This window comes from Membranihabitans marinus, from assembly GCF_019802045.1.
GTDB lineage: Bacteria > Bacteroidota > Bacteroidia > Chitinophagales > Saprospiraceae > Membranihabitans > Membranihabitans marinus_A.
On record NZ_JAHVHU010000008.1, the window covers coordinates 60492 to 87158 of the forward strand.

The 26667-nt window shown below is 42.7% G+C and carries 23 protein-coding genes and 1 tRNA gene; 19 read left to right on the forward strand and 5 right to left on the reverse strand.

Going from position 1 to position 26667, the window contains the following annotated elements:
- Nucleotides 1–213 precede the first annotated feature (213 nt).
- The 6 genes from KUV50_RS09030 (at nucleotide 214) to KUV50_RS09055 (ending at nucleotide 5087) form a co-directional block, all read left to right on the forward strand.
- Complete coding sequence (locus tag KUV50_RS09030) at nucleotides 214–1257, forward strand: DUF1015 family protein (protein ID WP_222579809.1); 1044 nt, start codon at nucleotides 214–216, stop codon at nucleotides 1255–1257.
- Nucleotides 1254–2438 (forward strand): amidohydrolase family protein, encoded by a 1185-nt coding sequence (locus KUV50_RS09035; RefSeq protein ID WP_222579810.1) that lies wholly within the window; start codon nucleotides 1254–1256, stop codon nucleotides 2436–2438. The genes KUV50_RS09030 and KUV50_RS09035 overlap by 4 nt, the downstream gene beginning before the upstream one ends.
- A 186-nt stretch (nucleotides 2439–2624) precedes the next feature.
- On the forward strand, nucleotides 2625–3683 hold the full coding sequence (locus KUV50_RS09040; RefSeq protein ID WP_222579811.1) for a PorP/SprF family type IX secretion system membrane protein: 1059 nt from the start codon (nucleotides 2625–2627) through the stop codon (nucleotides 3681–3683).
- 19 nt (nucleotides 3684–3702) lie between these two features.
- Nucleotides 3703–4167 carry a polymer-forming cytoskeletal protein gene (locus KUV50_RS09045; RefSeq protein ID WP_222579812.1) on the forward strand — a complete coding sequence of 155 codons (465 nt, stop codon included), beginning with the start codon at nucleotides 3703–3705 and terminating at the stop codon, nucleotides 4165–4167.
- Between the two features lie 73 nt (nucleotides 4168–4240).
- Entirely contained in the window at nucleotides 4241–4636 is a 396-nt protein-coding gene (locus tag KUV50_RS09050; RefSeq protein ID WP_222579813.1) for a hypothetical protein, read from the forward strand.
- Nucleotides 4617–5087 carry an acetyl-CoA carboxylase biotin carboxyl carrier protein subunit gene (locus KUV50_RS09055; protein WP_222579814.1) on the forward strand — a complete coding sequence of 157 codons (471 nt, stop codon included), beginning with the start codon at nucleotides 4617–4619 and terminating at the stop codon, nucleotides 5085–5087. The genes KUV50_RS09050 and KUV50_RS09055 overlap by 20 nt, the downstream gene beginning before the upstream one ends.
- Here the strand turns inward: KUV50_RS09055 and KUV50_RS09060 are convergent.
- From KUV50_RS09060 to KUV50_RS09070, 3 genes are all read right to left on the reverse strand, one after another.
- Nucleotides 5084–6331, reverse strand: coding sequence for a hypothetical protein (locus tag KUV50_RS09060; RefSeq protein WP_222579815.1), 1248 nt, complete (start codon nucleotides 6329–6331; stop codon nucleotides 5084–5086). The genes KUV50_RS09055 and KUV50_RS09060 overlap by 4 nt on opposite strands.
- 52 nt (nucleotides 6332–6383) lie before the next feature.
- A complete protein-coding gene (locus KUV50_RS09065; protein WP_222579816.1) occupies nucleotides 6384–6818 on the reverse strand; it encodes an RrF2 family transcriptional regulator in 435 nt (144 codons plus the stop codon).
- Between the two features lie 69 nt (nucleotides 6819–6887).
- Nucleotides 6888–9755 carry a tetratricopeptide repeat protein gene (locus KUV50_RS09070; protein ID WP_222579817.1) on the reverse strand — a complete coding sequence of 956 codons (2868 nt, stop codon included), beginning with the start codon at nucleotides 9753–9755 and terminating at the stop codon, nucleotides 6888–6890.
- A 274-nt stretch (nucleotides 9756–10029) separates the two neighbouring features.
- Here KUV50_RS09070 and KUV50_RS09075 point away from each other — a divergent pair, with 274 nt between their 5' ends.
- Together KUV50_RS09075 and KUV50_RS09080 are read left to right on the forward strand one after the other, a co-directional pair.
- Nucleotides 10030–10917, forward strand: a complete 888-nt coding sequence (locus KUV50_RS09075) for a M23 family metallopeptidase (protein WP_222579818.1) — start codon at nucleotides 10030–10032, stop codon at nucleotides 10915–10917.
- Between the two features lie 52 nt (nucleotides 10918–10969).
- Nucleotides 10970–11413, forward strand: coding sequence for a phosphoheptose isomerase (locus tag KUV50_RS09080; RefSeq protein WP_222579819.1), 444 nt, complete (start codon nucleotides 10970–10972; stop codon nucleotides 11411–11413).
- Nucleotides 11414–11538: 125 nt separating this feature from the next.
- Here KUV50_RS09080 and KUV50_RS09085 read toward each other — a convergent pair whose 3' ends face one another.
- A complete protein-coding gene (locus KUV50_RS09085; RefSeq protein ID WP_222579820.1) occupies nucleotides 11539–12450 on the reverse strand; it encodes a TIGR01777 family oxidoreductase in 912 nt (303 codons plus the stop codon).
- 43 nt (nucleotides 12451–12493) lie between these two features.
- On the opposite strand from KUV50_RS09085, the gene KUV50_RS09090 reads away from it, so the two are divergent.
- The 10 genes from KUV50_RS09090 (at nucleotide 12494) to KUV50_RS09135 (ending at nucleotide 23438) form a co-directional block, all read left to right on the forward strand.
- Nucleotides 12494–14197 (forward strand): ABC transporter substrate-binding protein, encoded by a 1704-nt coding sequence (locus tag KUV50_RS09090; protein ID WP_222579821.1) that lies wholly within the window; start codon nucleotides 12494–12496, stop codon nucleotides 14195–14197.
- Nucleotides 14198–15553 (forward strand): ABC transporter permease subunit, encoded by a 1356-nt coding sequence (locus KUV50_RS09095; protein WP_222579822.1) that lies wholly within the window; start codon nucleotides 14198–14200, stop codon nucleotides 15551–15553.
- Nucleotides 15550–16644 (forward strand): ABC transporter permease, encoded by a 1095-nt coding sequence (locus KUV50_RS09100; RefSeq protein WP_222579823.1) that lies wholly within the window; start codon nucleotides 15550–15552, stop codon nucleotides 16642–16644. Before KUV50_RS09095 ends, KUV50_RS09100 begins: the two co-directional genes overlap by 4 nt.
- A gap of 105 nt (nucleotides 16645–16749) precedes the next feature.
- Nucleotides 16750–19488 carry a 2-oxoglutarate dehydrogenase E1 component gene (locus KUV50_RS09105; RefSeq protein ID WP_222579824.1) on the forward strand — a complete coding sequence of 913 codons (2739 nt, stop codon included), beginning with the start codon at nucleotides 16750–16752 and terminating at the stop codon, nucleotides 19486–19488.
- A 579-nt stretch (nucleotides 19489–20067) separates the two neighbouring features.
- A complete protein-coding gene (locus KUV50_RS09110; protein WP_222579825.1) occupies nucleotides 20068–20826 on the forward strand; it encodes a TatD family hydrolase in 759 nt (252 codons plus the stop codon).
- 146 nt (nucleotides 20827–20972) lie between these two features.
- Nucleotides 20973–21059, forward strand: a tRNA-Ser gene (locus KUV50_RS09115).
- A gap of 92 nt (nucleotides 21060–21151) precedes the next feature.
- Nucleotides 21152–21871 (forward strand): MotA/TolQ/ExbB proton channel family protein, encoded by a 720-nt coding sequence (locus KUV50_RS09120; protein WP_222579826.1) that lies wholly within the window; start codon nucleotides 21152–21154, stop codon nucleotides 21869–21871.
- A gap of 12 nt (nucleotides 21872–21883) precedes the next feature.
- Nucleotides 21884–22357: a hypothetical protein gene (locus KUV50_RS09125; RefSeq protein ID WP_222579827.1), complete on the forward strand. Its 474-nt coding sequence runs from the start codon at nucleotides 21884–21886 to the stop codon at nucleotides 22355–22357.
- 18 nt (nucleotides 22358–22375) lie between these two features.
- Nucleotides 22376–22924 carry an ExbD/TolR family protein gene (locus KUV50_RS09130; RefSeq protein ID WP_222579828.1) on the forward strand — a complete coding sequence of 183 codons (549 nt, stop codon included), beginning with the start codon at nucleotides 22376–22378 and terminating at the stop codon, nucleotides 22922–22924.
- Nucleotides 22925–22946: 22 nt separating this feature from the next.
- Nucleotides 22947–23438, forward strand: coding sequence for an ExbD/TolR family protein (locus tag KUV50_RS09135; protein WP_222579829.1), 492 nt, complete (start codon nucleotides 22947–22949; stop codon nucleotides 23436–23438).
- A 343-nt stretch (nucleotides 23439–23781) separates the two neighbouring features.
- Here KUV50_RS09135 and KUV50_RS09140 read toward each other — a convergent pair whose 3' ends face one another.
- On the reverse strand, nucleotides 23782–24243 hold the full coding sequence (locus KUV50_RS09140) for a DUF4293 domain-containing protein (protein ID WP_222579830.1): 462 nt from the start codon (nucleotides 24241–24243) through the stop codon (nucleotides 23782–23784).
- Between the two features lie 161 nt (nucleotides 24244–24404).
- On the opposite strand from KUV50_RS09140, the gene KUV50_RS09145 reads away from it, so the two are divergent.
- A complete protein-coding gene (locus tag KUV50_RS09145) occupies nucleotides 24405–26345 on the forward strand; it encodes an OstA-like protein (protein WP_222579831.1) in 1941 nt (646 codons plus the stop codon).
- The last annotated feature ends 322 nt before the right edge of the window (nucleotides 26346–26667 follow it).

The following is a 26667-nucleotide window of genomic DNA, read 5'->3' on the forward strand; positions in this document are numbered from 1 at the left end:
TCGTCTTTTAAGATTACCTGCGATGAAACTATTGGGTGAATGACTGATCCGGTTAAGGGTTTAAAAGCTTTTTGGGGTTTTCATGTAAAAAAACGTCAAGGTACTCCCGTGCAACCTCGATATCTCATAAAGAGATTTCAGGAACCGATTGTGAGAAAAATGAACTTTATCCGGTCTATCCAAAAATAAGCAAAATAAAGTTAAATTGGCACTATGAAAATACGACCCATTCACACCTTTCAGATCGAAAATCCCTTTCCCATCGAATCCGGTGTTTTTGGTCAATACCCATTAACGCTGGATCAGGGCTTTATCGTTTTTCGGGTAACGAAACCCGATCGTGAACCTGCTTTTGGCTTCTTAGCGCTGACTTATCCTGATCATCCTTCAATGATCCGACCCCATGAAAAAGTTATTCTCCAAAAAGTGGATGCTAAAAAGAATGAAGCAGAATCGGAATCATTTTTGACTAAACCCGTTTGTTTGCTTTATGGGCCAAATAAAGGATTAACGGAACATCTTATAGAAGGATTTGATCCAGAAAAGGTCCTGGTCCGGCGTGAGCAGGATGATTTTCTATATGAGTATACCGTGTATGATGATGCGGTTTGGGCAGATCAACTTATGTCCCTATTCGCTAGACAGGAAAGCCTGGTTATTGCCGATGGGCATCATCGTACAGCAGCATATTGGGCGATGCGGGAGAAAAACGATGGGAATTCGGGGTTGTTCAGTGCTATTCTTTCACTGGATCAAGTTGACGTGCGAAGTTATCACCGGCAGATTCATATCCCCAAAGGATCGGAAATGGATTTTTATCAATTGTTGGAGCGAGTTTATGAAATCGAGGAATGGCATGGAGGGATGACTATTAAGAGTACTGACCAGATCGGACCTGAGGAGCGGATGATACTTATGCAAGTCGAGAAGAAATGGAACAGACTATACCCGAGGAACAATAGTGCATTGATACGAAAAGGGAGTGCTGATTTGCTGGCTCAATTTGAAGAAAGGGTCGTTGGTGCATTTTGTAGTGATACCAAATCAGACATACATGACCTCATGAATTTTGTAACGGGTCGAGAATTGGAAAATTTACCGTCCGGGAAGAACGATTTTATATTTTTGTTTCCACCCGTGTCACATGAATTTCTATGGGATTCTTCACATCGTGGCGAGGTTTTGCCAGCGAAATCTACCTGGATTGAACCACATATGCCGTCGGGAATTATTCAGATACCTAATCAACGAAGATGAATAGAAGGTTTATTACAGCCACGCACATTTGGCCCATGGGAGGAACGCTTCCGGAGGACCCTGTTTTGGTTTTCGAGGGTTCCCGGATAATCGATATTATCGATGTTGAAAAGGTTGATGTGAGTCAACTGGAACATTATGATGGAACGCTAATACCAGGGTTGGTTAATGCGCACTGCCACCTGGAACTGTCATATATGGAAGGAAAAATCGATTCAGGAACAGGTTTGACGACCTTTTTAACTGAAGTGGTCACCCAGGATCCGGTCCCAGAAGAGATCGTAAAGGAAGCTATTATTCGTGCAGATAAGGAAATGCAGGAAGCCGGGATTGTTGCGGTAGGAGATATTAGCAATCGGGCCATAACAGCATCTGTCAAAGCGAGTAGTCCGATCAATTACTATACGTTTGTAGAAATGTTTGATTTCCTGAACCCCGATAGAGCGAATGGCTTTTATAATCAATACGAGCTGGTGTATGAGGCATTTGAGCATGCAGCATGTGGTCCGGTGGTACGGGTTCCTCATAGCCCATATACAGTTAGTAATCAGTTAATGAGCCGCCTCGCGCAGACTATTCAACCCGGCATGACCGGGTCAATTCATATGCTTGAAAATGAACAAGAGGGGTATCTGTTAAGCGGTGCTGAATCGGACTATCCGGGATTTTTTGAGCTGCTGGGATTTGGAATGGATCATTACCAGGCTCCACATTGCACGAGCATGGAGCAGTTTATGGAATCAGGTTATCAGCCGGATCATATGCTGTTTGTGCACAATACTGTTGCTGACCGGGCTGATTTGGGAGCTATGAGGCGGTACAATGAAAGAAAAAATGCTTATTTGGTAACCTGTCCCAACGCAAACCTCTATATCGAATCGCGACTTCCAAAATATGATTTATGGCTGGAGTCAAAGTTACCCATTTGCATAGGGACTGACAGCTATGCTTCGAATGGCCAGTTGTCAATCTGGCATGAAATCTGTACTATACAAAATAAGCATCCTGAATTGAGTTGGAAGCAATTGGTAGAGTGGGGGACGGTGAACGGAGCGATTGCATTAGGTATGCAAAGAGAATTGGGTTCTTTAGAATCCGGTAAGTCACCTGGATTGGTTTTGTTGGAGCATACCCCAGATGAACTCATCAACGAATCAATTTTGCCACGAAAAATTATATAGAGCAAGCACAGAAGATGTTGATTACAAAAGAGTCATAGAACGTCCGCTTTATTGATCCTTTTCAGGCGGCAAATAAATCCCCGGAAATATTGGGAACAGGTGAAATTAATATGCGCCAACGTCGTTTGATTCTTACGGAAGCTCAATTATTTTTGATATCTTTATACAACCCATTTTAGTAAATATATGAATGTGAGGTATTTATTTGTACTTATATTTTTGACCGTTTGGACTCTGAACGGGAAGGCTCAGGATTTGCATTATTCTCAGTTTTATATGGCCCCGCTGCATTTGAATCCGGCGATGGCTGGTGTGATGAACTGCAACAACCGGGTCATTACCAATTACAGGAATCAATGGGCCACTGTATTGACCAATCCCTACAATACCTTTTCAGCTTCTTATGATCAGAAAGTTCCCGTAGGCCGGTCCGATTATTTTGGATGGGGTGCGTCCGTTTGGGGCGATGTGGCTGGCGAGACAAAATATAAGCAATTCATGGGGCGTCTGACCGGTTCATTTAGTAAAAAACTATTTGGAGGACGGAAAAAATCTCACTATCTCGTAGCTGGTGCAGATGTAGGGATTAATCAACGAAGCCTAGATGTGGGAGCCTTGCGATTTGGTAGCCAGTATGATCCGACGACCGGCGTTTTTGATCCGACATTGCCACCAGATCCTCTGCTGGATCTTATTTCGCCCACGACATTTTTTGATTTATCCGGTGGTTTGCTGTGGTTTAGTGTTTTTGATGAACGGACGAATTTTTATGCAGGTGCAGCACTGGCACATATCAACAAACCCAATGTTTCTATGATCGAGGATGAATTTCAGTTGTATCAGCGACTGACCCTCCATGGAGGGGGAGAATTTCCAGTTAGCAATACGGTCAGCCTGGTACCAGGGTTTGTGGTATTTAGCCAGGGACCCTCTTTTGAAGGAAATATCGGAAACTCCTTCCGGTTTGATATGGGCTCAACGAACTTCTTTTCCCAATCATTTGAAGTAGGAGCCTGGCTCCGAGTGGTTAATAATTACATCGATGAGTCTTCTAAAAACCTCGGAGCAGAGTCTGTTATTTTGTCGACAAGGTTCAACTATAATGAGTTTGGACTTGGGTTTTCCTATGATTGGAACGTTTCAAAGCTTCGGGGAGCATCTCGTGGAAATGGTGCTTTTGAATTCTCATTGAGCTATTTAATTTGTGGTCCGGAGAGCCGTGGCCTGTACTGTCCGACCTTTTAATAAGAAGATAAGAATGACTATGTTTGGTAAGAAAAACTCAGAAAATCAGCGCAAGGACAACGGAACCAATCGCAAAATGCCCGGAGGTGGAGATGGTCACAATATGATTGTGTCTACTACAAAACTGACCGGCAATGTGACGTCAAAGAATGATTTTCGCATCGACGGTGAATTTGAAGGAAGTCTGGACTGTGAAGCCAAAGTTATTATCGGGGAAGGTGGACGCTACGAGGGAGAGGTCAAATGTGCTAACGCTGTAATCGAAGGAACTTTTAAAGGGCAGCTGAGCGTGAGTGAAGTACTGTATGTAAAAGAAACGGCCGTCATTCACGGCGAAGTCGTTACCGGAAAGTTGGTGGTCCAATCCGGATCCATTTTTGAAGTACAATGCAAAATGACCGGCCAGGATAATCCGAATATTAAGATTGAGGAAGAGGTGATGGCCAAAAACAACACGTCCAAGTCTTCCAAGAAAGGAAGATAAACTTTATCTTGAATTACTATCGCCTTTCTACGGATTTCACTTATCTTCCACGGATTGAATGGTCTTTAAATTCATGAAATTGTCGGATTTGAAGAAAAAGTTGATGTGGTTTACCCTGATCTTTTTCGCAGTACTTTTATTGATATCTTTTTTTTATTGCGGCTGCACCCCCTGGTTGCTACTGGTGACCTTGTATGTGTTTATGGTTTTTTATATTCTGTTTTCATATGGGGGAAAATTTGTTTTAGATCAACTCCAGATTAATCCATTTGCCTATCTGTTTTTTTCGTTTTTTACTAAAGTCTTGTTTGTTCTTGGTTTTGCCTATCTTTTGACAACATATTTTACGCAGGAACGAAAATTTATCATGTTATTACTAGTGGTGGGATATTTGATCGCAGCCACATTTGATTTTATTTTATTGGCCAATTCACATAAGCATCACAATTATGAAGGCGAAAGTAAATGACCGGTTTTTATATGATTTGTCAGCCCAGTCGCATCTTGAAATAGTAGAACAAAAAGGCGCCCAATATAAAATCAGATACCAAGGGCGAACCTCTACCATCGAAGTGCTTGATTACGATATTCGTCAGAAAAGTTTTGAATTTGCCCAGGATGGTCATGTTTTTAAGGTGACTCTTCAAGATGGGCTCGATGATGTTTTGAAAATGATTCGTCAGCAAGATTCAGGATCGTCCAGAGATGAGGTTATCGTCGCACCCATACCGGGGCTGATCAAAAACCTGATCAAGACAAATGGCGATTCTGTGAAAGAGGGTGAATCGGTCCTCATTCTGGAAGCGATGAAAATGGAGAACACCATACAGGCTCCATATGCGGTTGAGCAAATTGAATATCATGTCTCTGAAGGAGATCATGTAAGTAAAGGAGAAAAACTACTTACCCTCATTCATTAGGAGGCTGATTTGGTTATCCTCGTTGTTGGTGGCCTGCGCCATGCGCCAATCACAATGCATGCAGTAAAAACAGGGAAAGGAATTGTTACGTAGAAGATTGTTCGGATATAGAATAAGGCATTTCCCATACCTTGCCAGGTCAAAACAGCGTAACCAAACAGGACTGCTTCCATGATGATAAACGTAACAGCTAATCCGATCCATCCCGATTTACTCCAACCATTATCACTCAGGATGCCTTGCTTCAACAGAATGCCGGACGCTGTTAATGTCGTCCCACCCAATAAAATAAGATGAATATATGCGACAATAAATTCCCGCACAGAATAGGATATTACGGCCAAAGATGGAACAACTACCAGCCCCTGTAGAACAACTTTAAGGATAAGACAACCTACTCCAGTCATCAGAAGTCGGGTTTGCCATTTACGAAAATTCATACCATGGGCCAAATGCATAATAATCGGTTTTAAAATCAGGTAATACGATATAACCTGAAGTATTGCGCCCGCAGAAGTCAGCACAAAAAATACGGCTGATTTACGGACCACGGTCACGCTGAGAAAATACATCAACACAAGCCCAGTATTGAGTAACCAAAATCCGGTGGAGGAAACTTTGTAATCCAATCCACGTTGCTTTGCCAGGTAAATCAGAAGCCCTAGAATAGAAAAGGTGAACCAACCGTTGAACTGGAAATGAAGAAAAAATTGAATAGATAAAAAATACAATTCATGTGTCCTGCCCAATATTGCGGTAACGGGTCCTACCGCCCATATGCCCAAGGTGGATAGTAAAAACCAATAAATACTCCATTTAATAAGTGGGTTTTGAGAGGTTGGTTCGGCTTTTTTATAATCTCTGAGAAAGCGATAAACAAGCACGTATGCCACGAGCATAATAATCGTCGAAAAGGCAATGCTAATCGGGCCATAGCTTTGGTATAGAAAACTAACCGCCATTCCAATACCAGCCAGGACATAAACATACAATAACCTGGAATATCTTTTTATATTTATTGGCCGGGGAAGAATCAAGAAAAGGTAGGTACCCATGATTAGTAAAAATCCAAAGCCAAGTAGTGCCGTATGGGAATGGGCGTGCAATAGGTTTTTGTAGGGTAACACAGGAATTGCTTTGAAAACCTTCAAACGCATTAGAAGTCCTAAAATACTGGCGATGAATAAGAATATCAATGCACTACCGAGCCATCGACGCACGAAGATATTCGGTTTTGATTGCATGAGAACAAAGCTTTTCCGACAAACTGAAAAATGATTTTTTTATCAGTCTATACTACTGAAGTTTGAGGGCGCCCGAACCTGATGCGACGATGCCTGCAATTTCTTCAATGTGAGTGTTTGACAAGGTCTTTTTAAGTTCATCTCTGATTTCTACAAACTTATAATGAACTGCACACGGTGCTTCTGAAGAACATTTTTCAAATCCCAGTACACAATTTGTGAGCAGTGCATTTCCATCAATGGCATAAACGATATCCTTGAGATAGATGGGACCCTGTTGATCATTGATTTTGAATCCACCATGGGGACCTCGGACGGAAGTAAGTAAGTCAGCCCGGACAAGTCGTTGGAGTATTTTGGCAGTAAAAGCCTGTGGCGAATCTATTTCCTTGGCAATGGTTCTCAGACCAACATGGGTGCCCTTGGCTTCAAGGGTTTTGATAAATACCATTATCTTAATGGCATATTCACAGGTTTTAGAAAACATAAATTTTATTTTAGTTGGTCAAATATACAAAAATAATAGTAATTCGGAGATGGTTATCCGAAACGGCTGTTATAAATCAATACCATAATGGTTTTTAAGAAAGACCTTGTACTCTGGCAATTTATTTTCGGTAATCAAAAATCGATAGTTCGTGATGGCCAATGGTAAAACAGTCACAGAGAGGTCCCCATTGAACTTGGATTTTTCTTTTTGAATGACGTTGTAGTAATCCATTCCCTCTTGTTTATTATTAAACCGGCGCACTAATAGGGCCGGTTCCCGCCCATTGTCAGTGGATATCTGGACCGTACTGATAGAGAGGTTGGAATTCTGGAAAAATTCCTTATTAAAATCCGAAATGGTAGCTTTTAAAGGATTGATCGCGTCATTTCCAGGAACCAACACGAGTAAATAGTGGGGTGTATTTTCTATTTTATCGCTAAATTCTTCTGTGGATCCGGTTCTACCGGAAGTTATGTTCGTATTGACCGTGGCACCCAATATCTGCAAATAAGCCCGGGCTTCTTCCCCCTCTGGAGAATTGGGGTAGTTCGCGACCAGGTATTTTAGCTTGTCGATATAAGGTTCCCGGCCTTTGGTTCTTCCCGTGGCAAGAGCTTCCAGCATGGCAAACTGGGCAAGTAGGTCTTTTCGGTTTTCAAACATAGTCTTTGATTGGTCGCTCAGCTGAAGGACTTTTTCGTAATTGCCATTCTCATAATCTTTTCGCACTTGATCCAGAGCGCTTTCTGCGACACCGTCCATGCCCAGTGAGGTCGTAGATGTCAATATTTTTTTATTGAATTCGGTGCTCCCAAACTGACTGTCAAATTGACGTTTGTAATCTGCAGCTTTCGTGTTATTCCCCGCTTCTTTTGCATTAACGAACAAGAGATAGAGTGCTTCAGCATGGATCTCCTTGTCCGGTTGCCGGTTAATAAGCTGATGTAATGTTTCGTTGCTTTTTTCGAGGTTGTCAAGATCAGATCGGTACGCAAACCCTAGTTGGAGCATGGCTTTATCTATAGTCTGACGAACCCTTTCTTTGTCTTCGGGAGAATCTGGAACATCTTGAAGAATTTCATCGATTTCTGTTTGGGAGATTCCCAGCGAGATGGTTCGTCCGCCACCTGGAGAATCGTCGCTGGTGACAGCTCCGCCGATGCTGGAGTAGCGCCAGTTATCGGTCAGTTTACGATCACCCCATATTCTTTTAAATGATTTTTCTCCTTGGGATACGCTTTTTTCATCGTAGGCAAAAAAGGAAGATTGAACACTGCCTGCTGAACCAAATTTTGAAACCATTTGTCCGCCGGCTATGGAATTCCTACTGGCTTCATTGGCTGCATCGGCTTGGTCCTGCTGCCGTTGTTTTTTGATATTAAGCGCTAATTCTCTTTTTTGTTCTGGTGTGTAGTCAGCAATTCTTAACAAGCTATCCTGAACATATATGGTGTTTTCAGCCTCGACAATAGCTGTCAATTGTTCTGACCGTTCATTCGCCCGTTTGTAGCGATGATCATCTGGCGATAACACACTAAGCGCGCGATCATAATACTTTTTGGCATCCGAATAATCTTCGTTGTTGAAGTTAATATCAGCTATAGCTACAAAAGATTTGGCTTTGATAACCGGGTTGACATTTATCTCTGGGTCGTCAACCTTTTTATACGCATCAATGGCGCGCTGGAAATCATAGTTTTCCCGATATGTTTCCCCCATCGCATAGTAGATCTGGCCTTTATACATCTGGTTATTGGGGTTTCGGAGTAAATCCTGAAACTTTCCAATCAGATCTCCGCCTTGAAGTCGGGTGATGTAGAGTTCTGCATAAAAGTACTTTTCATAATCATTAGGATGATACTTGATGACTTGTTCAAAGTATTGAATGGCTTGTTGATTGTTTTTGAGCTGCGCCGATATCTGGCCAGCTAGAAAAGCCAGTCTTATTTTTGTTTCCTGATCGATATTTTGAGTGAGTGCTTCATCGATGGTTTCCAGGCTGCGACGGTACTTTTTGCTCTTTACGTAACTGTCAATGAGGGCGACGAGAGCTTGTTTTCGAATCTCTTCAGAAGTGTTGGGGTCTTTGACGAGCATTGATAACCGGGCTTCGGCACTGAAATAATTTTCCTGAGCGGTCCATGTCCGAGCTTCCCAGAGCAAACCTTCCTGGTAGGCTGGTTTGTGTTTCAGGAAATAGTGATCAGGGTTTGATGATTCGGGAATCAGACCACCCGACGAAGGTGGTTGCGGCTCTTCTGAAGCAGAAGCGAGCAATGGAGCATCCGGAGCAGAAACCTCAGATGGCACCGTCTCTTTTTCTTCAGGACGCTCTCTTCTTTTTTTCTGCCCCCTCCTTTTCTTTGCTTTTTTTCGCTCCTGTTTACGTCGTTTATTAATTTCTTTCCGTCTTTTTTCCTGTTCTTTTTGTCGTTGCTTGTATGATGAGCGACTTTCCCGGCCCCGGGATCGTTCTTTTTCTTCCTTACGTACTTGATCATTGGGTGATACAGGATCAAAGTTGTTCACCAGGTATTGAAAGGCGGCACCGGCTTCCCGGTAGTTCTTCTTAAGGAATTGTGCCTTTCCAAGCATCAGGTAATTGTCGTCTAACCAATGACTTTGACGGTGCAACGCACTGACGGTAGTTACTTTTTCAATAACTTTATCGAGGGTGTTAAATTGGTTTTCTACATTGGGGTTTGCCATGTAAGGATACACGGGAATTAAGGTGTCATAATCCTCGGTGTATTCCTGCTCTAGTGCCGCCAGACTTTCCTGCATCAATAAATCTGCATTGAAATAACCATTGTACTTGGCCGTCGTATTATGATAGATTTTTTGAAGAAAAGAAGGGTCATCCTGACTTTTACGCACAGTACAGGCAGATGCAAAGAGAATCAATAGTAAGAAAGTATAAATTAATCGGTTCATCAATGACTTTTAATATCACACATTAGGGTAATCAATAATATAAACTATAGGTTGCAAAGCACATATTGTGCCAATCAAATTTGCAACCCAGAAGTTTACCCGTTCCACAAATTACTTTTACCTTTGTTATTGGATCAGCGAAGGGTTCTGTTTTTACGGCAATATACGATGGTTACTAGTATTTGAGGTTGCGCCGGAAACAAAATGTTTTTCGTTCTCCATTCAACATAACTTACCGACCAGGTGTTTTATTTTATAAAAGTCGAAGGAAAACATGAGTGAATTCTCTGAGAACGACAAGCAGGCCTGGTGGCAGATGCCTTTACGTCTTGAAACTGTCAATCCGGATACCCTGCAGCGGAAGCACTTTTTTAGCATGCAGCGATGGAAAATTGCTGTTTTATTTGCCTTATTAATCGTCGGTATTGTAGGGGTTACGTATGCGTTGGTTGGTTTTACCCCGTTGCGTAGGCTGTTGCCGGGTGATTATTCACAATTGGATGTGCCAGAGATGGTCGAACTGAGAAACAGGGTCCAGGAAATGGAAGAAATTCTCAAACAGCAAGATAATTATATCATAACCATGCAGGGGATATTGAGCGGAGAACCCTTAGATAGTCTTCAGCACCAGGATACCCGGTTTTCAACCGACTTCGATACCTCTGCAAAGCCTGTTCAAAAAATCGAAGAAGAAGTTCAGCTTAGAGAAACGATGGAAATGGAAGATCGGTTGCGTTCGCTCCGTCAGAATATTCGACAAAGTGGAACTGAAGTTTTGGGAAAATCACAATTATCAGATCTGATGGCGCCCGTGATCGGACCGATGGGGAAAGGGTATGATCCCGCTGTGTCGCACTATGGTATTGATATTCTCGCACCGAAGAATACAGCGGTAAAGTCCATCGCGGATGGTCTTGTGCTCCAATCCGACTGGACGGTAGAAACTGGAAATACCATTATGGTATTGCACGCTGGTGGGGTCATCTCGGTCTACAAACACAACTCCTCACTACTCAAAGAAAATTATCAAAAAGTATCGCAAGGAGAAGCTGTCGCCATCATTGGTAATACAGGTACACTCACCACCGGACCTCATGTCCATTTTGAACTATGGGTGGATGGTTTTCCTGTGGATCCCACGAGCTATATCAACTTTCAGTAAAATTTATGAAGGTTAGCTCTGTTATGTATAAATAATGTTCTAATTTTGCGCCATGGAAAACAATAAGAAAGTAAAGGACGTACAATTTAAGGACATCGTAGATGAAAACGGAGAACATCTAAGTCCTGTGTTACCAGAAGAAATCAAAAATTTTCTGATCGATATCGACGGCACGATCTGCGACGATATTCCCAATGAAGAACCCGAAAGGATGGTAACAGCAAACATCTATCCGGATGCGTTGGAGATTATTAACAAATGGTTCGACGAAGGTCATGTAATTACTTTTTTTACCAGCCGAACCGAAGAACACCGGAGCGTGACTGAAGAATGGTTGCGTAAGCACGGATTTAAGTACCATGGTCTGCTTATGGATAAACCACGGGGTGGAAACTATCACTGGATAGATAACCACATCGTTCGGGCAACGCGTTTCAAGGGGAAATTCACCGACCTCGTCATTAAGGAAAAGCAGGTCGAAGTTTTCGATCATTGATTTGATAGGTGTCCGGGCGCGCGGCTGTTAGGTTTTAGATCATTTCTGACTAAGACTTCCTTTTATCGAAATCTAAGCTCTAAGGCCTAACTATAGACTATAGACTACGGACTAAAAACTACCGTCTACTTCACTTTCTCCAAAGCCTCTTTCATCCGTGGAACCAGGAAGTTGTAACTGATGTTTTCAAATTCACCAGGCATCATACGGACGTCAGCCAGAATGGCACTTTTCATTTCTCCGAATAATAGTTTCAGTGCGAAAACCGGTATTCTCATTAAGATCGCATTGGAATTAAAAACTTTTTTTAGGCTTTTGGCAAATTGCTTGGAAGTGACCGGGTATGGTGTGGCGAGATTGTAAATGGGTGCCAGTGTATCTGATTCGATCAGCCTGTGAATCATATTGGCCAAATCTGCTTCATGTACCCAACTTATATAATTATCCCCCGCTCCAAAATAGGGTGCCATGTAAAATCGGATTGGCGTCCGGAATTGAGAGATAAACCCGCCTTTTTCACTAATGACAACCCCCAACCTCAGTCTGCAATGGGGGACCTTTTTTGTTGCGCTGGATAAAAATGCCGACTCCCAATCTTTTGTGAGTTGGACCATGAAGTCATGTTTCGGACCCGACGTGGCTTTTTCATCCACTGGTTTATCCCGATTACCATAAAAGCCCGATGCAGATATTTGAATGAATTTGGCCGTATTGATGGTTTGGTTTTTAATCAATGACCATAAAAATTGCGTCGGAACAATCCTTGAATCATAAAGGACTTTTTTTCGAGACGAAGTCCATCGTTGGTCGGCTATACCGGCACCGCAAAGATTGATTAAAGCCTCAAAGGCATGGTCTGAAATACTCGATGCTATAAAACCGTTGTCGGGGTCCCATTGGTGTCGAAACGGATGGGAGTCCTGACTTCTGGTGAGTATATGCACTTCTTTTCCGTGTTGGCCCAGTCTTTCCTGGAGGATCGAACCTACAAGGCCGCTCCCTCCGGCCAAAAGGATCTTTTCAGATTGATGTTTCATGATTAACGTGATTATTGATAACTTCGTAAGAGATCACTATTCTATGAAGTTGTGCAAGTTTAATTTTGGTTCTATATTTATTGTCTGCCTGGTTGCATTTTATGCATGCCAACACCACCCACCGTCTCAAAGTACGAATATTTTGCGGGTTCAGGTGAAGCATGCCCCGGATATTATCAATGCGGCACTTTCCAGACTTAGTGTCTCATCATTCATTGAAAACACGATGTCGCTTCCGCTTGCGGTATGGAATGAAGAATCAATGTCCTGGTTGCCGGTATTGATCGATGATTATGAACCGCGAAAAACCAAGGGAGGAATCGACTTTATGTTGCATCTCCGACCAGAAGCCCAATGGAGTGATGGTGTATCCATTTCAACGCAGGACTTAATGTATACTTTAAAAATGGGATTGAATCCATTTATCAATCAGCAATCCTGGGCGGCCTATCTGGAATTGATTACGGCAATTCAGCAAAGAAATGATTCACTTCTAGTGACCATGGAAACTCCTTACATTTTGGCAGATGAATTTATAGCCGGATTAAAGCCATATCCTGCGCATGTGCTGGACCCCAATCATGATCTGAAAAAGATCCCGTTTGAACGTTTTTTAGAGGGAAGATTTTCGGTGGATGAAGAAAAAATACTGCAGGCACTAGCCAGCAATTTTAATAGTTATGGGACTCCTGAAAATTGGCCTTCCCCTGTTTCCGGGTTGTTCCGCATGGAAGCCTGGGCTCCCGACCAATCCATTACGTTGGTACGGACCAAAAACCGCTGGATCGATCGAGTGGATGATCTTCGACAATTTTTTAAAACAAATATTGATACCCTCCAATATGTGATCATTGCCGATCCTCAAAATGCATTGCATGCATTCACGAGTGGTGGGGTCGATGTACTAAATACCATTGATCAAAAAGATTCTGCGATACTGTCTTCATTTTGGGGCCGAGTTCATAATGTTCCTACTTTGCAGCAGTTCTATATAGCAGTAAATCACAAAAATCCATTGTTAGGTCAGATTAACATTCGCAGAGCATTAAATATGGCTATCCACCGCAAAGATCTTATTACCCGGCTGTTCCACGGATATGGTCAACCGGCTTATGGGCCGATCCACCCGGATAAGGGGTATTTTTCAGCTCGTTCGGTGGATTACAGTCCGGATCAGGCACGAGATTTGCTGAAAGAAGCAGGTTGTGTAGATGAGAATAATGATGGTATTTTGGAATGCGAAAGTAGGGACGGTGTGCGGCCATTGTCATTTCATATCTGGACAACTCGATCTGAGCTGTCACGCAATGTAGCTACCTTAATAAAAGGGTATTGGAAAACAATAGGCGTCGATCTTGAAATTCAATCCTCGGACTTTCGGAGTTTTCTTCCCGAACTGCAGAATAAAACCTATGATTTTGCAACGCTGGCACTGCGGCAGAATAACTTGTTGGATGATCCTTACCCATTGTGGCACAGCTCACAATCCAGTGCGACAGGTAAAAACTACCAAGCTTTGGCAAATTCGGCCCTGGATCATACCTTGGAACAACTTCGGGGAGCGGTAGTTCCTGCAGAACAGATCAAGTATTATCAAGAATTTCAGCAGACGTTTGATACCTTGACTCCTGTTTTTTTCTTAGTTGCTCCCGATGATGCCGTGGGATTTCGAAATGACATAAACCTGCATTGGACCCCTCAGCGTCCGGGGTACGATCTTTTAAGATCAACCATAGATTCTGAGTAAATGGGACGACGGTTTGTATATCGAATTTTGATGATTGTTCCGGTGACACTATCTGTCTTATTCGTTACGCTTTTTTTATTTTATAAATTACCAGGGACACAGGTGTTCGATAGTGAGCAAATAGTGCTAGGTAGTGATCGTGAGCTGGAGCAGCTCTTGAGAGGACAGGTAAATCAAGACCCTTTTTTTACTACGCCCGGACTCTTCTATTTTAGTTTGAAAGCCGGATATATTCCGGACTCTATGTATCTGGTCCCCATGGCATTTCATGCCTCCTTTAAAAGTCTGGCTGAGGATGTCAGTCGTCCCATGATAATGAACAAATACGCCTTATGGATTGGACGGGAAATCGATGCGGTAAAGTCAAAAGATTCAGTCAATGTTACTGCACGACAGTTACTGCATATTCTTTCCGCTAGTTCAAAGCATGAACTGGAAGACCAGATAGACCTCTTGGAGATTGCCCCGGACAATAGGCCACCTGTTTGGAAGGAGGTGTTGAGTTCTGATCGATTGAGAAGTATACCTCCTGTTTCTTTCCAATGGAATGGTTTCCAAAATACATTTCACTATTATATCCGGGGATTGATCACAGGCCAACCAACTTTGAAAACCATATCTGGTGAAAGAGTTGAGCATCGGTTCCATCGGACCGTTCGATGGACGCTGGCTTACACCATGCCTGTTTTACTGGTTGGGTGGGGGGTGGTGTTTTTGTTTGTTTTGTATTTCTATGATCATAGCGCATTATTGGCCCGGTTGGATCGCATTTTGGTCTTCGTATATTCTTTTCCTACGTTTGTATTGGCCATGCTGGCTTTGATTTTTCTGACCAGCCATCGATATGGTGCCATATCCCGGATGTTTCCTTTTCCTGTCTTTTTGGAAACGGGGGTCCGTGATTTAGGAGCAATTTACCGTAATTATAGTTTTGAGCTGCTCTTGCCTATGCTATTATTCGCTATTAGTCCGATGATTTTATTTTACCGGGTCTTTTATGAGAAAATTGAAGAAATTAAAATGTCGCAACCTTCATACCGCTATTTGCGACATACCGGGGTTTCTGCTTCGGATTTTCGCTTCAAATACTTGTCTAAATATTTGTTCGTAGCTACATGGGCACTTTTGTCCAACCTTTTTGTTGCCATCTTGGGTGGTTCGATGATCATCGAGTTGATTTTTAATATACCAGGATTAGGCAGGTTTCTGTACGATTCTATTGTGAACTACGATGTCCAAAGCACAGTATATCTAATTTTCCTGTTTACAGTGGTACAGCAGATCGGCCATATCGTCTCGGATGTGATGATAGAATATTTCTTTGCGTCCGGAGATGTAAAATCAGATATGCTATGAATTCATATACAAATATAGTGAAACAGCATCGTGGTATTCTCCTCTGGTATGGCTTCTTGGTACTAATTTGTTTTGGCGGGGTCTATTTTCTGGCTGGTTCTTATTTTCTGGTGGGGTATTGTGAGACTGGTATCCGATTATTTGGATCTGTTGACTGTGGTCATGGGATTTCCCCTTTAGTGGTGCAGATGAATGCGGAGACACTGGATGCCCGCGTTGCTTCATTGTTACCACCGCTTTCATATACCTCCGGAGTAGGGTGGCATCTTTTGGGTACGGATGCTTTGGGGCGCGATGTGTTCGCAGGCATACTGTATGGGGGCCAACGTTCCTTGCTGATTGGGTTGTCTGCCGGTGTTCTAGCTATGGGTATGGGATGGGCGGTGGGGATGTGGTCGATATATGCGCGGTATCACACCAAGGTGGTTCCTTATTGGATTGTAGGGATTCTATTGGTTTTGATCCTATTTTGGCAGACCCAATCCTACCTTTTTTTATTATTTATTCCGGGCTGGATATTGTGGAGATGGTGGAGTAGACGAAAACCCGTCAAACCCGTCACTACGATTGGGCGATCCTGGTGGTGGGGGCGATGGATCGAATGGTACCAGGCGCTGCCTGATCTTTTGATGGTTTTGGTTTTAAGTGCAGCACTTGGAAGTATGAGTTGGTGGGGGTTGGGACTTATCATGATCGCGGTGATCTGGCCGTCGTTGGCACTGATTGCCCGGCGAGTCGCTGTGGAAGTGACACTACAGCCTTACTTTGTTCAGGCGATTCGCAATAAAGTATCAGGCTGGCACTTGTTGAACCATTATCTGTGGGGGAATACGAAGTCTGTTTTTTGGGGATTATTTCCGTTGGTCGTCGCCCGGATTATATTGCTGGAATCAACAATATCTTTCTTGGGTATGGGCTTGCCCCCCGATGTAGTAACCATTGGATCAATGGTGTCATCTTCCCGACAGAACATCTCGGCCTGGTGGTTGATTGTTTTTTCCTGTCTGTTTATATTTATTCTTGTGTATCCGCTATTGCGATCAGGGATGAAAAACCGTCATCAAAGAAGGGCTGGAATTGCAACTAATTGAATCAGGATGCGTTACTTTGCTAAAGTTAATTAAAATTGGTTTATCAGAGGCAGATAGTCTTTGTAAAAATCCGATATTTGTGAGCGAATGAATCATAAAAATAATATGAAAGATTATTCATACGTGTTCAATGCACATCCCAGCGTAATAGATAAACTTTACAAAACCTATAAAGATGACCCTGGTTCTGTAGAACAGGGCTGGCGTGCTTTTTTCAGCGGCTTTGATTTTCAAACCAATGGGGGGGTGGATGCCGCGGCCGATCGGGAGGTCCCCGTAGGAAAACTTGAAAAGGAGTTTGACGTGCTCTCTATTATTCATGGTTTTCGAGACCGTGGTCATCTGTTGTCCACGACCAATCCGATCAAAAAGCGGAAAGACCGAAAACCTCACTTGGATTTAGAGGATTATAATCTGGATGAATCTGATCTCGATGAGGTTTTTATCGCAGGCGAAGAAATTGGGATGAAGAATGCTTCCCTGCGAGAAATTCTGAAACGATTAAATACCCTGTATGCATCGAATATTGGGTACGAATATGTTCACATCGAAGACAACGAGAAAAGAATGTGGCTTCGGGATAAAATTGAAAATCGTAATCTTGCTGATGATTACGGACTTTCAATTGAGATGAAAAAGCGAATTCTCGATAAGTTAAATGATGCAACCATCTTTGAAAAATTTCTTCATACCAAATATGTAGGACAGAAACGCTTTTCATTGGAGGGCGGAGAAAGTACCATTCCAGCGCTCGATGCTATTATCAATTATGGTGCACAGGATATTGTAGAGGAGGTCGTTATCGGGATGGCACACCGGGGCCGGCTAAATGTGTTGGCCAATATTATGTGCAAGACCTACGAAGAAATATTTACAGAGTTTGAAGGCAATGCCGTACCAGAACTGGCATTTGGTGACGGGGATGTAAAATATCACCTGGGGTACAACAGCCAGATCGAGGCTTCCAATGGCCGAAAGATACAAATGCGGCTGATGGCAAATCCAAGTCACCTGGAAGCTGTCGATCCTGTAGTAGAAGGATTTTCGCGCGCCAAGGCAGATATTTTATACGATTCTGAGTATGACAAAATCCTTCCGGTGTTGATTCACGGCGATGCGGCCATCGCAGGGCAGGGTGTTGCTTATGAAACCGTTCAGATGAGCAAGTTGGATGGGTATTATACCGGCGGAACGGTTCATTTTGTGATCAATAACCAGATTGGTTTTACGACGGATTTTGATGATGCACGATCGTCCACATATTGTACCGGAGCAGCAAACGTTATTCAGGCACCCGTGTTTCATGTCAATGGCGATGATGTCGAAGCGGTAGTGCATTCAGTGCTTTTGGCGATGGAATATCGTCAAAAGTTTAATAATGATGTATTTATTGATATGGTGTGTTATCGAAAACACGGCCACAATGAAGGTGATGATCCGAAGTTTACGCAGCCAAAAATGTATAAAATCATCAAGGATCATAAAAATCCCCGGGAGATTTATGTGGATAAGCTGATCAAACGAGATCATGTCGAAAAGAAAATGGCCGAAGAGTTGGAAAATTCGTTCTGGAAAAAATTGCAGGACCGATTGGATATGGTCAAGGAAACACCATTGCCTTATGCGCATCAAGAGCCGGAAAAAGCATGGAAAGCATTGCGCGTCACCAAAGATCCAAATGATTTTATAAAGTCGCCAAAAACGGGCATTGCAGAAGAAAAACTGGATTTTATACTGAATCATATTACCAATCTACCCGAAGATTTTAATCCCGTACCGAAGGTTCATCGTTTGTTTAAAGGCATGAATAAACTTCTGGCTAAGGATATGTTGGATTGGGGGTTAGCAGAGATGGCTGCCTATGGGTCCATATTGCTGGACAAGCGGAATGTTCGGATGAGTGGCCAGGATGTCAAACGAGGTACTTTTTCTCACCGCCATGCCATGGTGTATGATTCCAAGTCATACAAATCCCTAAATAGACTGGATGGTATGACCGAAGATCAGGGACGATTTATGATCTACAACTCTTTGCTCTCCGAGTTTGCTGTGATGGGATTTGAATACGGTTATTCTTTGGCCACACCGGACGCACTGGTTATATGGGAAGCTCAGTTTGGTGATTTTTACAATGGTGCGCAGACCATCGTAGATCAATTTATCTCAGCCGGAGAAAGCAAATGGCGCAACATGAGTGGGCTCGTCTTGCTCCTGCCGCACGGATATGAAGGTCAAGGACCAGAACATTCCAGCGCCCGATTAGAGCGATTCCTGATGATGTGCGCCGAATACAATCTTGCGGTGACAAACATCACAACGCCGGCAAACTTTTTTCACGCAATGCGACGTCAATTGGACCGACCATTTCGTAAACCTTTGATCAATATGGCACCCAAGTCTTTGTTGCGCCATCCAAAATGTGTCAGTAAAAAATCTGAATTTTATAAAGGAAATCGTTTTCAGGAACTTATCGATGACGACAAGACCTTAGCAGCAAAAAAGGTCACCAGAGTAATCCTATGCTCTGGTAAAGTGTATTATGATTTGTTGGAGAAAAAAGAGGAAACAAAACGACAGGATGTTGCACTTGTCCGAATTGAGCAATTGTATCCGTTGCCTGAATTTCAATTGGATGATGTTCGGAAAAAATACAGTAACGCCGAGTTTTACTGGGTTCAGGAAGAACCTGAAAATATGGGAGCCAACCGGTACATTCGTCACAGCTTATCCGGGTGGGATCTGACGACTATTTCACGCGAGGCTAGTGCATCACCTGCCACCGGATTTAAGACTATTCACGATGAACAACAAGCGAATTTGATCGATAAGGCTTTCAGGGACTGATATCAGCTTGGGTTATCAGAGCCAAACCCAGGGGTGAAGTAGTTTCTATAAGAAAATGTTCGACGGGTCTTCCGTGGGGACACAACCGGCTTCCATTGGAATGGGGTGAGCGATCTGGAACTATTTTCAGAGGCTGGAGCAATCGTGGTGATGGGAACAATACCTGACACCTGGGTACCATCATGGCTGTCGGGAGTTATTCCGTAACAGGTGGATCATCACTTTGGTCTTTGTTACACCCCGATTGTAAATAGTCGTTTTTCTCATCTGCACAATCCCCAACTATCAGAGTGTTAATTTATGATTTTTTTATGGCCAGACTGATCTGATTAATTAAGTGAAAACACCATTTGTATCACTTTGACTTTCAAAATTCAATCGAAGAAAGGAGGGGAATACTTCTTTGTTGCAGATCTTTTTTGAGTGAAGATATTTTACTGCTTTTCCTCATTCTCGGATTATTTTTGGGCATTATTTGGAAATTATTAATAACTTTCCACCCATGAATAAGATAAGCAAGGAAGAGATGGGGCAAATAGTTGTTGATATATTGAATGGGAAGGATAAATCAATGGGTCAATGATCATTGATACACATGCTCATTTGTACCTGGATAAATTTGACACCGATATCGATTTGGTGGTCAATCGGGCGCGAGATGCCGGGGTGGAAGAGGTTTATTTGCCCAACATTGATCATAGTACTATAGATGATCTTTTTTCCTTGTGTGACCGATACCCGGACTTTTTCAAACCCATGCTCGGGCTCCACCCGGTGTATGTAAAAGATAATTACTTATCAGAATTGGAAGCTATAGAGCGACGGTTGGACGAACGGCCTTTGGTTGCTATCGGTGAGATTGGTTCAGATCTTTACTGGGACAAGAACTACCTGGAGTATCAAAAGGATGCTTTTGATATTCAATGCGAATGGGCATTAGAACGAAATCTGCCCATTGTAATTCATGCTCGCGATTCATTGGACATGCAGATCAACATGGTTCAGGAGCAAAAACCGGCATTAAAAGGCGTGTTTCATTGCTTTACCGGAACTGAGGAACAAGCTAGAAAAATTATTGCCATGAATTTTTTTCTGGGCATAGGTGGTATATTAACTTATAAAAATAGTACATTGGACGAGGTAATTGAGGTGATTGGATTGGAGAATGTTGTACTTGAAACAGATTCGCCTTATCTTTCGCCATCGCCCCATAGAGGAAAACGGAATGAGAGTGCTTATTTATCCCATGTGGTGCGTAAGCTATCTGAGACACTATCCGTAAATATTGAGGAAGTGGAACAAATAACGAGCCGGAATGCGAGAGAAATTTTCAATTAGACGGGAAGAATATTGTATTTATCATCAAAAAAAGATACTTTGAGGGTTTGTACCTTAAAATTCAGAAACTTTTCCGAAATTTGGTTTTTGAATGAAGTTTTATAATTTTAGCAAAATTTTTGGTTAAAGAACCAGGAAAGTAAGAAGGAGAGTTGGCCGAGTGGCTGAAGGCGCACGCTTGGAAAGCGTGTATACCTTTGCGGGTATCGGGGGTTCGAATCCCTCACTCTCCGCTTTGTACTGCAGTGGAATAATTATGTTTCACGGCATATTGAATAAGGAATTAATTATTTTGAAAAATATTCGTTAAAAAAATGTTTATACCATGCGTAAATTAGTTGCATTACTACTTGTTTTGGGCGTAGCGACCTCATTCGGAGCTACCGAGATTTTGGCACAGGAAGAGACTGCTACAGGCTTTCAGGTGTTGAAGGAAAAGTTTATTCAGGGGGACTGGAGGTTTATGACCCCGGTACTGATCTGTCTTATATTGGGATTGGCTTTCTGTATTGAAAGGGTGATTACGTTGAATCTCGCTACCGCCAATACGGATAAATTACTTTCTAAGATTGACAATCGGCTTGCTGAAGGTGATCTGGAAGGTGCCATGGAAGTTTGTAAATCAACTTCAGGACCTGCTGCCAGTGTATTGTATGAAGGTCTTCGAAATGTAGACAAAGGTCCGGAAGGTGTAGAACGAGCGATCTCAGCTTACGGGTCTGTTCAGATGGGACTTCTGGAAAAAGGGTTGATCTGGATTGCGCTGTTTATTGCCATTGCTCCGATGCTTGGATTTATGGGTACAGTAATCGGTATGATTCAAGCGTTTGATAACATTCAAGCCGTGGGTGATATTTCACCAACCATTGTAGCCGGTGGTATTAAAGTGGCCTTGTTGACGACTGTATTTGGTCTGATTGTAGCGATTATTCTGCAGATCTTTTACAACTACATCGTTTCAAAAATCGACGGTATTGTAAACCGTATGGAAGATGCATCCGTGGGATTGTTGGATGTGTTGGCCAGAAACAATTATTTCAAGTAAAAATTATCACCTATGTATAAGATATTTTCTAAATACGGATTAATTCTGGCTTTTGTCATAGGGTTGGTCTTTACATTAATCTTCCTCATACCAGCACTTTCAGGACTACCCAGTGGTTTTAGTGAGCTCGGTAATGACGAACAGGTTGCTACTACGGCATTTGACGTGGGATTGAAAGCAACCGGAGGATTGCTGATCGCAACGATTGTCATCACGATCCTGGCGTCTTTGCTTAGTCTGGCTAAAAATCCGAAAGGAGCTATTAAGGGCGTCATCGGAATTGCGGTATTGTTAGTGGTTGTGTTTGTTCTTTACTCGACTTCTACAGCAGAAGCCAGTGGTAGAGTTCAGGCAGCTATGCAGGAGTTTAATGTATCAGCATCCATGAGTAAGTGGATTAGTGCCTTTTTGAAGAGTTCCTTTATACTAGCAGGAGCTGCCATTGTACTGATGATCCTTGGCGAAATCAGAAATTTATTTCAATAGCATTAAAAATTATAAATAATGGCACGAGATAAGAAATCAGCACCAGAAGTTAACGCAGGATCTATGGCGGATATCGCTTTCCTGTTGCTTATCTTCTTTCTGGTGACGACGACCATCGATGCAGATAAAGGTATTACAGTGAAGCTGCCACCCTGGTCTGAAGAGCCACCAGATCCCACTAAGTTAAATGAACGGAACGTGTTCAGTGTTTTGGTCAATGCGAATGATCAATTACTGGTGCGTGACGAGCCAGCCGATATCAATAATCTTCGTGAACGAGCCAAGGAATTTATTGCCAATCCACAAGGCCGGGAAGATCTGGCTGCGACACCGACAAAAGCGATTATTTCTTTGAAGAATGACCGGGGCACGACATACAAAGCGTACCTCAATGTCTACAATGAACTGAAAGCAGCTTATGATGAATTGTGGGATGAAGAATCACAGCGGATGTATGGGGTTCCCTATTCGGACGCTTTAACCACAGATCAAAAGAACGCTATTAAAAAGAAGATTCCTTTTGTACTGTCTGAAGCAGAGCCGACCAGCTTTGGTGATGAGGATTAATAAATTGAATACAAAATAAATTATGGCACATTTTAAGAAAAAAAGAGGAAATGCAACGCCTGAAGTATCCACGGCTTCCCTGCCTGATATTATCTTTATGCTTCTTTTCTTTTTCATGGTAGTTACTGTGATGCGGGAAGGGGAACGAAAAGTACAGGTAGTGGTTCCACAAGCGACGCAACTCGAGAAGCTTGAGAAAAAATCGCTGGTAAATACCATCTATATCGGACGACCGACGAAAAAATATCAAAGTATTTATGGGACGCAACCGCGTGTTCAGTTGGATGATAAGTTTTCTAATCATCTGGACGGTGATATCGCTTTGTTTCTTGAGCAACATAAACTCAAGGTCAACGAGCAACTGTGGGGACAGATTATTACTTCCATCCGGGCAGACCGGGATGTAACCATGGGAATCGTCCAGGATGTGAAGACTGCGCTGCGAAAAGCAAATCAGTTGAAGATTAATTATTCAGCTACCCCCGATGCTGAAAAAATGAATGCTATGAACTGATAATTGTTGACATTGAAGCCGCCCTCCCAGACGGAGGTTGCTGGAGCCGATATCAAATCAGCCCATCAAAATAAAGATTATTTGATTCAGGTTGTTGGAATTATTCTGACAACCTTTTTTTATGACCGGAAATAAATGAAAGCATGGTTTGGGTGCTGACCCTTCATGTTCCAAGGGTGGTAGATCGTATAACAGCAGTTAGCATCTGTTGCTATACGTAAAACGTCCCTTAATGGTCCGGAATTTCCAGTCTTTTTATGGCGCTGGCCATCAATTTGACCTCTTGAGATGCATCCGACTAAAAGGGTAATTTTCTGGAGGCTAGCAATATTTTATCTTTTAATTACCTCAGCCGATCCATTCCTTTTACTAACAAATCATCTTTCCTGATTCCTTTGACGGCCAGAATGAGACATATAATGACAACGATTGGAAGAAAAACGCCAATATGAGGAGTGATTTTAACGGATGAAATATAAGGCGCTAAATCTGCATAACTTAAGTAGACGGAAAAAATGAGAAAGAAGAGAACCACGAGCATGGCTACCCGACTAAGCGTGATCTGTAACTTCCGGTTGCGAAATAAAAACAAGGCCAGCAGTGAAAATACCACGACGACTACTGTAAAGGCAATTAAAATGTTTTGATCGTAAATGTCCAGTACCTTGTCGTTCAAATATACCATATCGCCCAAGGTGGATGGCGCAGTTGTTTCGATGGAAATAATATCGGCGCTTTGAAAAAATAACCCGCCCATAAAAAGAGCAGCCAGGAATAAATAGATGGATTGAATGCGTTGTATCATTTCTGTTTAATTTTTGGGTGAAAATACGTGTTTTTGAGGAAATGCCCTATTGTTGATATGAATTTACTCTTGGTGACATATTTATGGGCTCCTATTCGTTTGTTGTAATGAAAAATATAGGGAATGATGTGGATGTGCTTTTATTGTTCTAATTTTGCGGTATGAAACACAGGCAGGATATGGTGAAGGTTAATACGCACTATTCGATATGGCTGTACACCATCTTATATGGGATGCTAGTGGGGGGTGCTTTATTGGGACCACAAACTGCAATGGGGCAGGACGCCTTTACTCGCCCCGAAACAGATACTTTAAAGCAGACGACAATCATACTTGACGAACCGGCCGACCGGGTTCGGTTATTTACCAAAGACTCTGTCCAGTACCAGGAATTGACCGGGAATGTCCGGATGCGTCATGACAGTACCTTTATGCGGACAGATTCAGCAATATTGGATGACCGAAATCAAGTGGAAGCTTATGGAAATGTTGTTATTCAAGAACTGGATAGCACATATATTTTTGCGGATACGCTCTGGTACAATGGCAATACCCGCATCGCTGAGCTGAGGGGAGAGGTGGTGTTGGAGAAAGATCCACAAAGATTATTTACACCCCATTTGTTTTATAACCTGGAAACTAAGATTGCTCATTACAATGAGAAGTCGTACATGATGGATGCCGACCGACAATTGAGCTCCTTAAATGGCGTCTTCTATGTGGGCGAAGACCGGGTTATCTTCAGGGACAGTGTACTGGTCATTAGCGATTCCTTCAACTTGAAAGCAGACTCCATGGCATTTTTCACCCAGGAACACAAAGTTCAATTCCTGGGGCCGACCGTCGTATACAATGATACCAGCCGGTTGTATGCTGAAGATGGCTACTATTTATTGGATGAGGAGGAAGCTTTGTTTTACAATTCTGCACAGTTTCTATCTGGAGCGACTCTTGGCCGGTCGGACAGTATTTACTATTTTGGGAAGGAAGGTCGTTACGAAATGATCGGTCAGGCGTATTTGAAAAAAGATGACCAGGTCGCTACGGCACGGAAAATTATTTATGAGGAGCAGGCCGGACTAATGTACCTTTTTGGTGAGGCAGATGTTCGCGGCGACGATGTCAATGCTACGGGGGATACCCTGGTGTACAATACGGAGACCAAGGCCATTCGTTCGCGGGGCCGGTCCCGGGTCGAACGTACGGATTTTACACTCCAATCTGAATTTCTGGACTATAATGATGAAACGCAACAAGGGGTAGCTACGGGCAATGTGATCTGGGCGGATAGTTCCGGATCAAAGCGGATATTTACCGATAGTCTTCAGTATAGCAATGATGGCCAGACTGCCCGGGCACTTTCTATCCGTCAAAGACCCCTTTTTGAATGGAGTAGTGAGGAAGGCGATACGCTGAGATTGGTCTCTGACACGCTGTTTACCTATCAGACCATAGTCTCTGGAAAAGATACACTGGGGCAACAAGTCAATGATACGACCCAGGATTTTAGTGCTTATTATGATGTGGCCATTCTTCGGGAAGACATGCAGGGGCGTGCTGATTCATTGTCTTACAAAGAATCAGATTCCTTGATCATACTCTATGGAAATCCCATACTATGGATGGATACCACCCAATTATCCGGTGATACTATATTTATTTCCATGGTGGAGGGTGAAGTTAAGGATGTGTTGATCAAAGGCAATGGATTTATTATTACTTCTCCGGACAGCATCTTTTTTAACCAGATCAAAGGTCGCAAGATTACGGCCTATTTCAAAGATGGTGACCTATATCAAACCGATGTAGAAGGAAATGCAGAATCGATTTATTTTCCATTGGACGAAGCAGGCCGATATATTGCGATGAATAAAATTATATGCAGCCGGATCGAAATGACCTTTGAGAACAACACGGTGACCGGGGTAGCTTTTCTGGAAAATCCGACCGGTGACCTTATTTCCATGAAGGAAGTGAATGCGGAGAATTCCATCCTCAAAGGATATCAAAACCTCAATCAGTTTCGGCCGTCAACAATGGAGAATGAACGTGTGCTGACTAAGGGGGATGTTCTGAATATGAAGGGAGCGTTGAAACAGTAAATTTGTGCCATTTTAGGGGGGGCGACCCTATCACAGTTAGCTATCCCCGATAAGCCCCAAGCCAGCGCAGAATATTCAATCTCGTCCTTATGTTTTTCTGAATCCTTTCCTGTCAGTTCTTCGTGTCTGGTTTGAAATAGTCTCACAGTATTACATAAGCAAGTTTGACCTGGCTAAATGGTGCTAATTGAAAAAAGCCTTCTGACACCAATGGCATCAGAAGGCTTCTGTTTATTCTTTACCTGTTCATGGAATTATTGGGAAAGAAAGTCAGCCCACAGGGCTATCACACGTCGTTGTCTGACCATCTGGGGTCAGATCG

Bases quoted from the DNA above. Each gene is read 5' to 3' on its own strand.
- KUV50_RS09030 (WP_222579809.1), top strand. From the start codon at position 214: ATGAAAATACGACCCATTCACACCTTTCAGATCGAAAATCCCTTTCCC.
- KUV50_RS09035 (WP_222579810.1), top strand. From the start codon at position 1,254: ATGAATAGAAGGTTTATTACAGCCACGCACATTTGGCCCATGGGAGGA.
- KUV50_RS09040 (WP_222579811.1), top strand. From the start codon at position 2,625: ATGAATGTGAGGTATTTATTTGTACTTATATTTTTGACCGTTTGGACT.
- KUV50_RS09045 (WP_222579812.1), top strand. From the start codon at position 3,703: ATGTTTGGTAAGAAAAACTCAGAAAATCAGCGCAAGGACAACGGAACC.
- KUV50_RS09050 (WP_222579813.1), top strand. From the start codon at position 4,241: ATGAAATTGTCGGATTTGAAGAAAAAGTTGATGTGGTTTACCCTGATC.
- KUV50_RS09055 (WP_222579814.1), top strand. From the start codon at position 4,617: ATGAAGGCGAAAGTAAATGACCGGTTTTTATATGATTTGTCAGCCCAG.
- KUV50_RS09060 (WP_222579815.1), bottom strand. From the start codon at position 6,331: ATGCAATCAAAACCGAATATCTTCGTGCGTCGATGGCTCGGTAGTGCA.
- KUV50_RS09065 (WP_222579816.1), bottom strand. From the start codon at position 6,818: ATGTTTTCTAAAACCTGTGAATATGCCATTAAGATAATGGTATTTATC.
- KUV50_RS09070 (WP_222579817.1), bottom strand. From the start codon at position 9,755: ATGAACCGATTAATTTATACTTTCTTACTATTGATTCTCTTTGCATCT.
- KUV50_RS09075 (WP_222579818.1), top strand. From the start codon at position 10,030: ATGAGTGAATTCTCTGAGAACGACAAGCAGGCCTGGTGGCAGATGCCT.
- KUV50_RS09080 (WP_222579819.1), top strand. From the start codon at position 10,970: ATGGAAAACAATAAGAAAGTAAAGGACGTACAATTTAAGGACATCGTA.
- KUV50_RS09085 (WP_222579820.1), bottom strand. From the start codon at position 12,450: ATGAAACATCAATCTGAAAAGATCCTTTTGGCCGGAGGGAGCGGCCTT.
- KUV50_RS09090 (WP_222579821.1), top strand. From the start codon at position 12,494: ATGAAGTTGTGCAAGTTTAATTTTGGTTCTATATTTATTGTCTGCCTG.
- KUV50_RS09095 (WP_222579822.1), top strand. From the start codon at position 14,198: ATGGGACGACGGTTTGTATATCGAATTTTGATGATTGTTCCGGTGACA.
- KUV50_RS09100 (WP_222579823.1), top strand. From the start codon at position 15,550: ATGAATTCATATACAAATATAGTGAAACAGCATCGTGGTATTCTCCTC.
- KUV50_RS09105 (WP_222579824.1), top strand. From the start codon at position 16,750: ATGAAAGATTATTCATACGTGTTCAATGCACATCCCAGCGTAATAGAT.
- KUV50_RS09110 (WP_222579825.1), top strand. From the start codon at position 20,068: ATGATCATTGATACACATGCTCATTTGTACCTGGATAAATTTGACACC.
- KUV50_RS09120 (WP_222579826.1), top strand. From the start codon at position 21,152: ATGCGTAAATTAGTTGCATTACTACTTGTTTTGGGCGTAGCGACCTCA.
- KUV50_RS09125 (WP_222579827.1), top strand. From the start codon at position 21,884: ATGTATAAGATATTTTCTAAATACGGATTAATTCTGGCTTTTGTCATA.
- KUV50_RS09130 (WP_222579828.1), top strand. From the start codon at position 22,376: ATGGCACGAGATAAGAAATCAGCACCAGAAGTTAACGCAGGATCTATG.
- KUV50_RS09135 (WP_222579829.1), top strand. From the start codon at position 22,947: ATGGCACATTTTAAGAAAAAAAGAGGAAATGCAACGCCTGAAGTATCC.
- KUV50_RS09140 (WP_222579830.1), bottom strand. From the start codon at position 24,243: ATGATACAACGCATTCAATCCATCTATTTATTCCTGGCTGCTCTTTTT.
- KUV50_RS09145 (WP_222579831.1), top strand. From the start codon at position 24,405: ATGAAACACAGGCAGGATATGGTGAAGGTTAATACGCACTATTCGATA.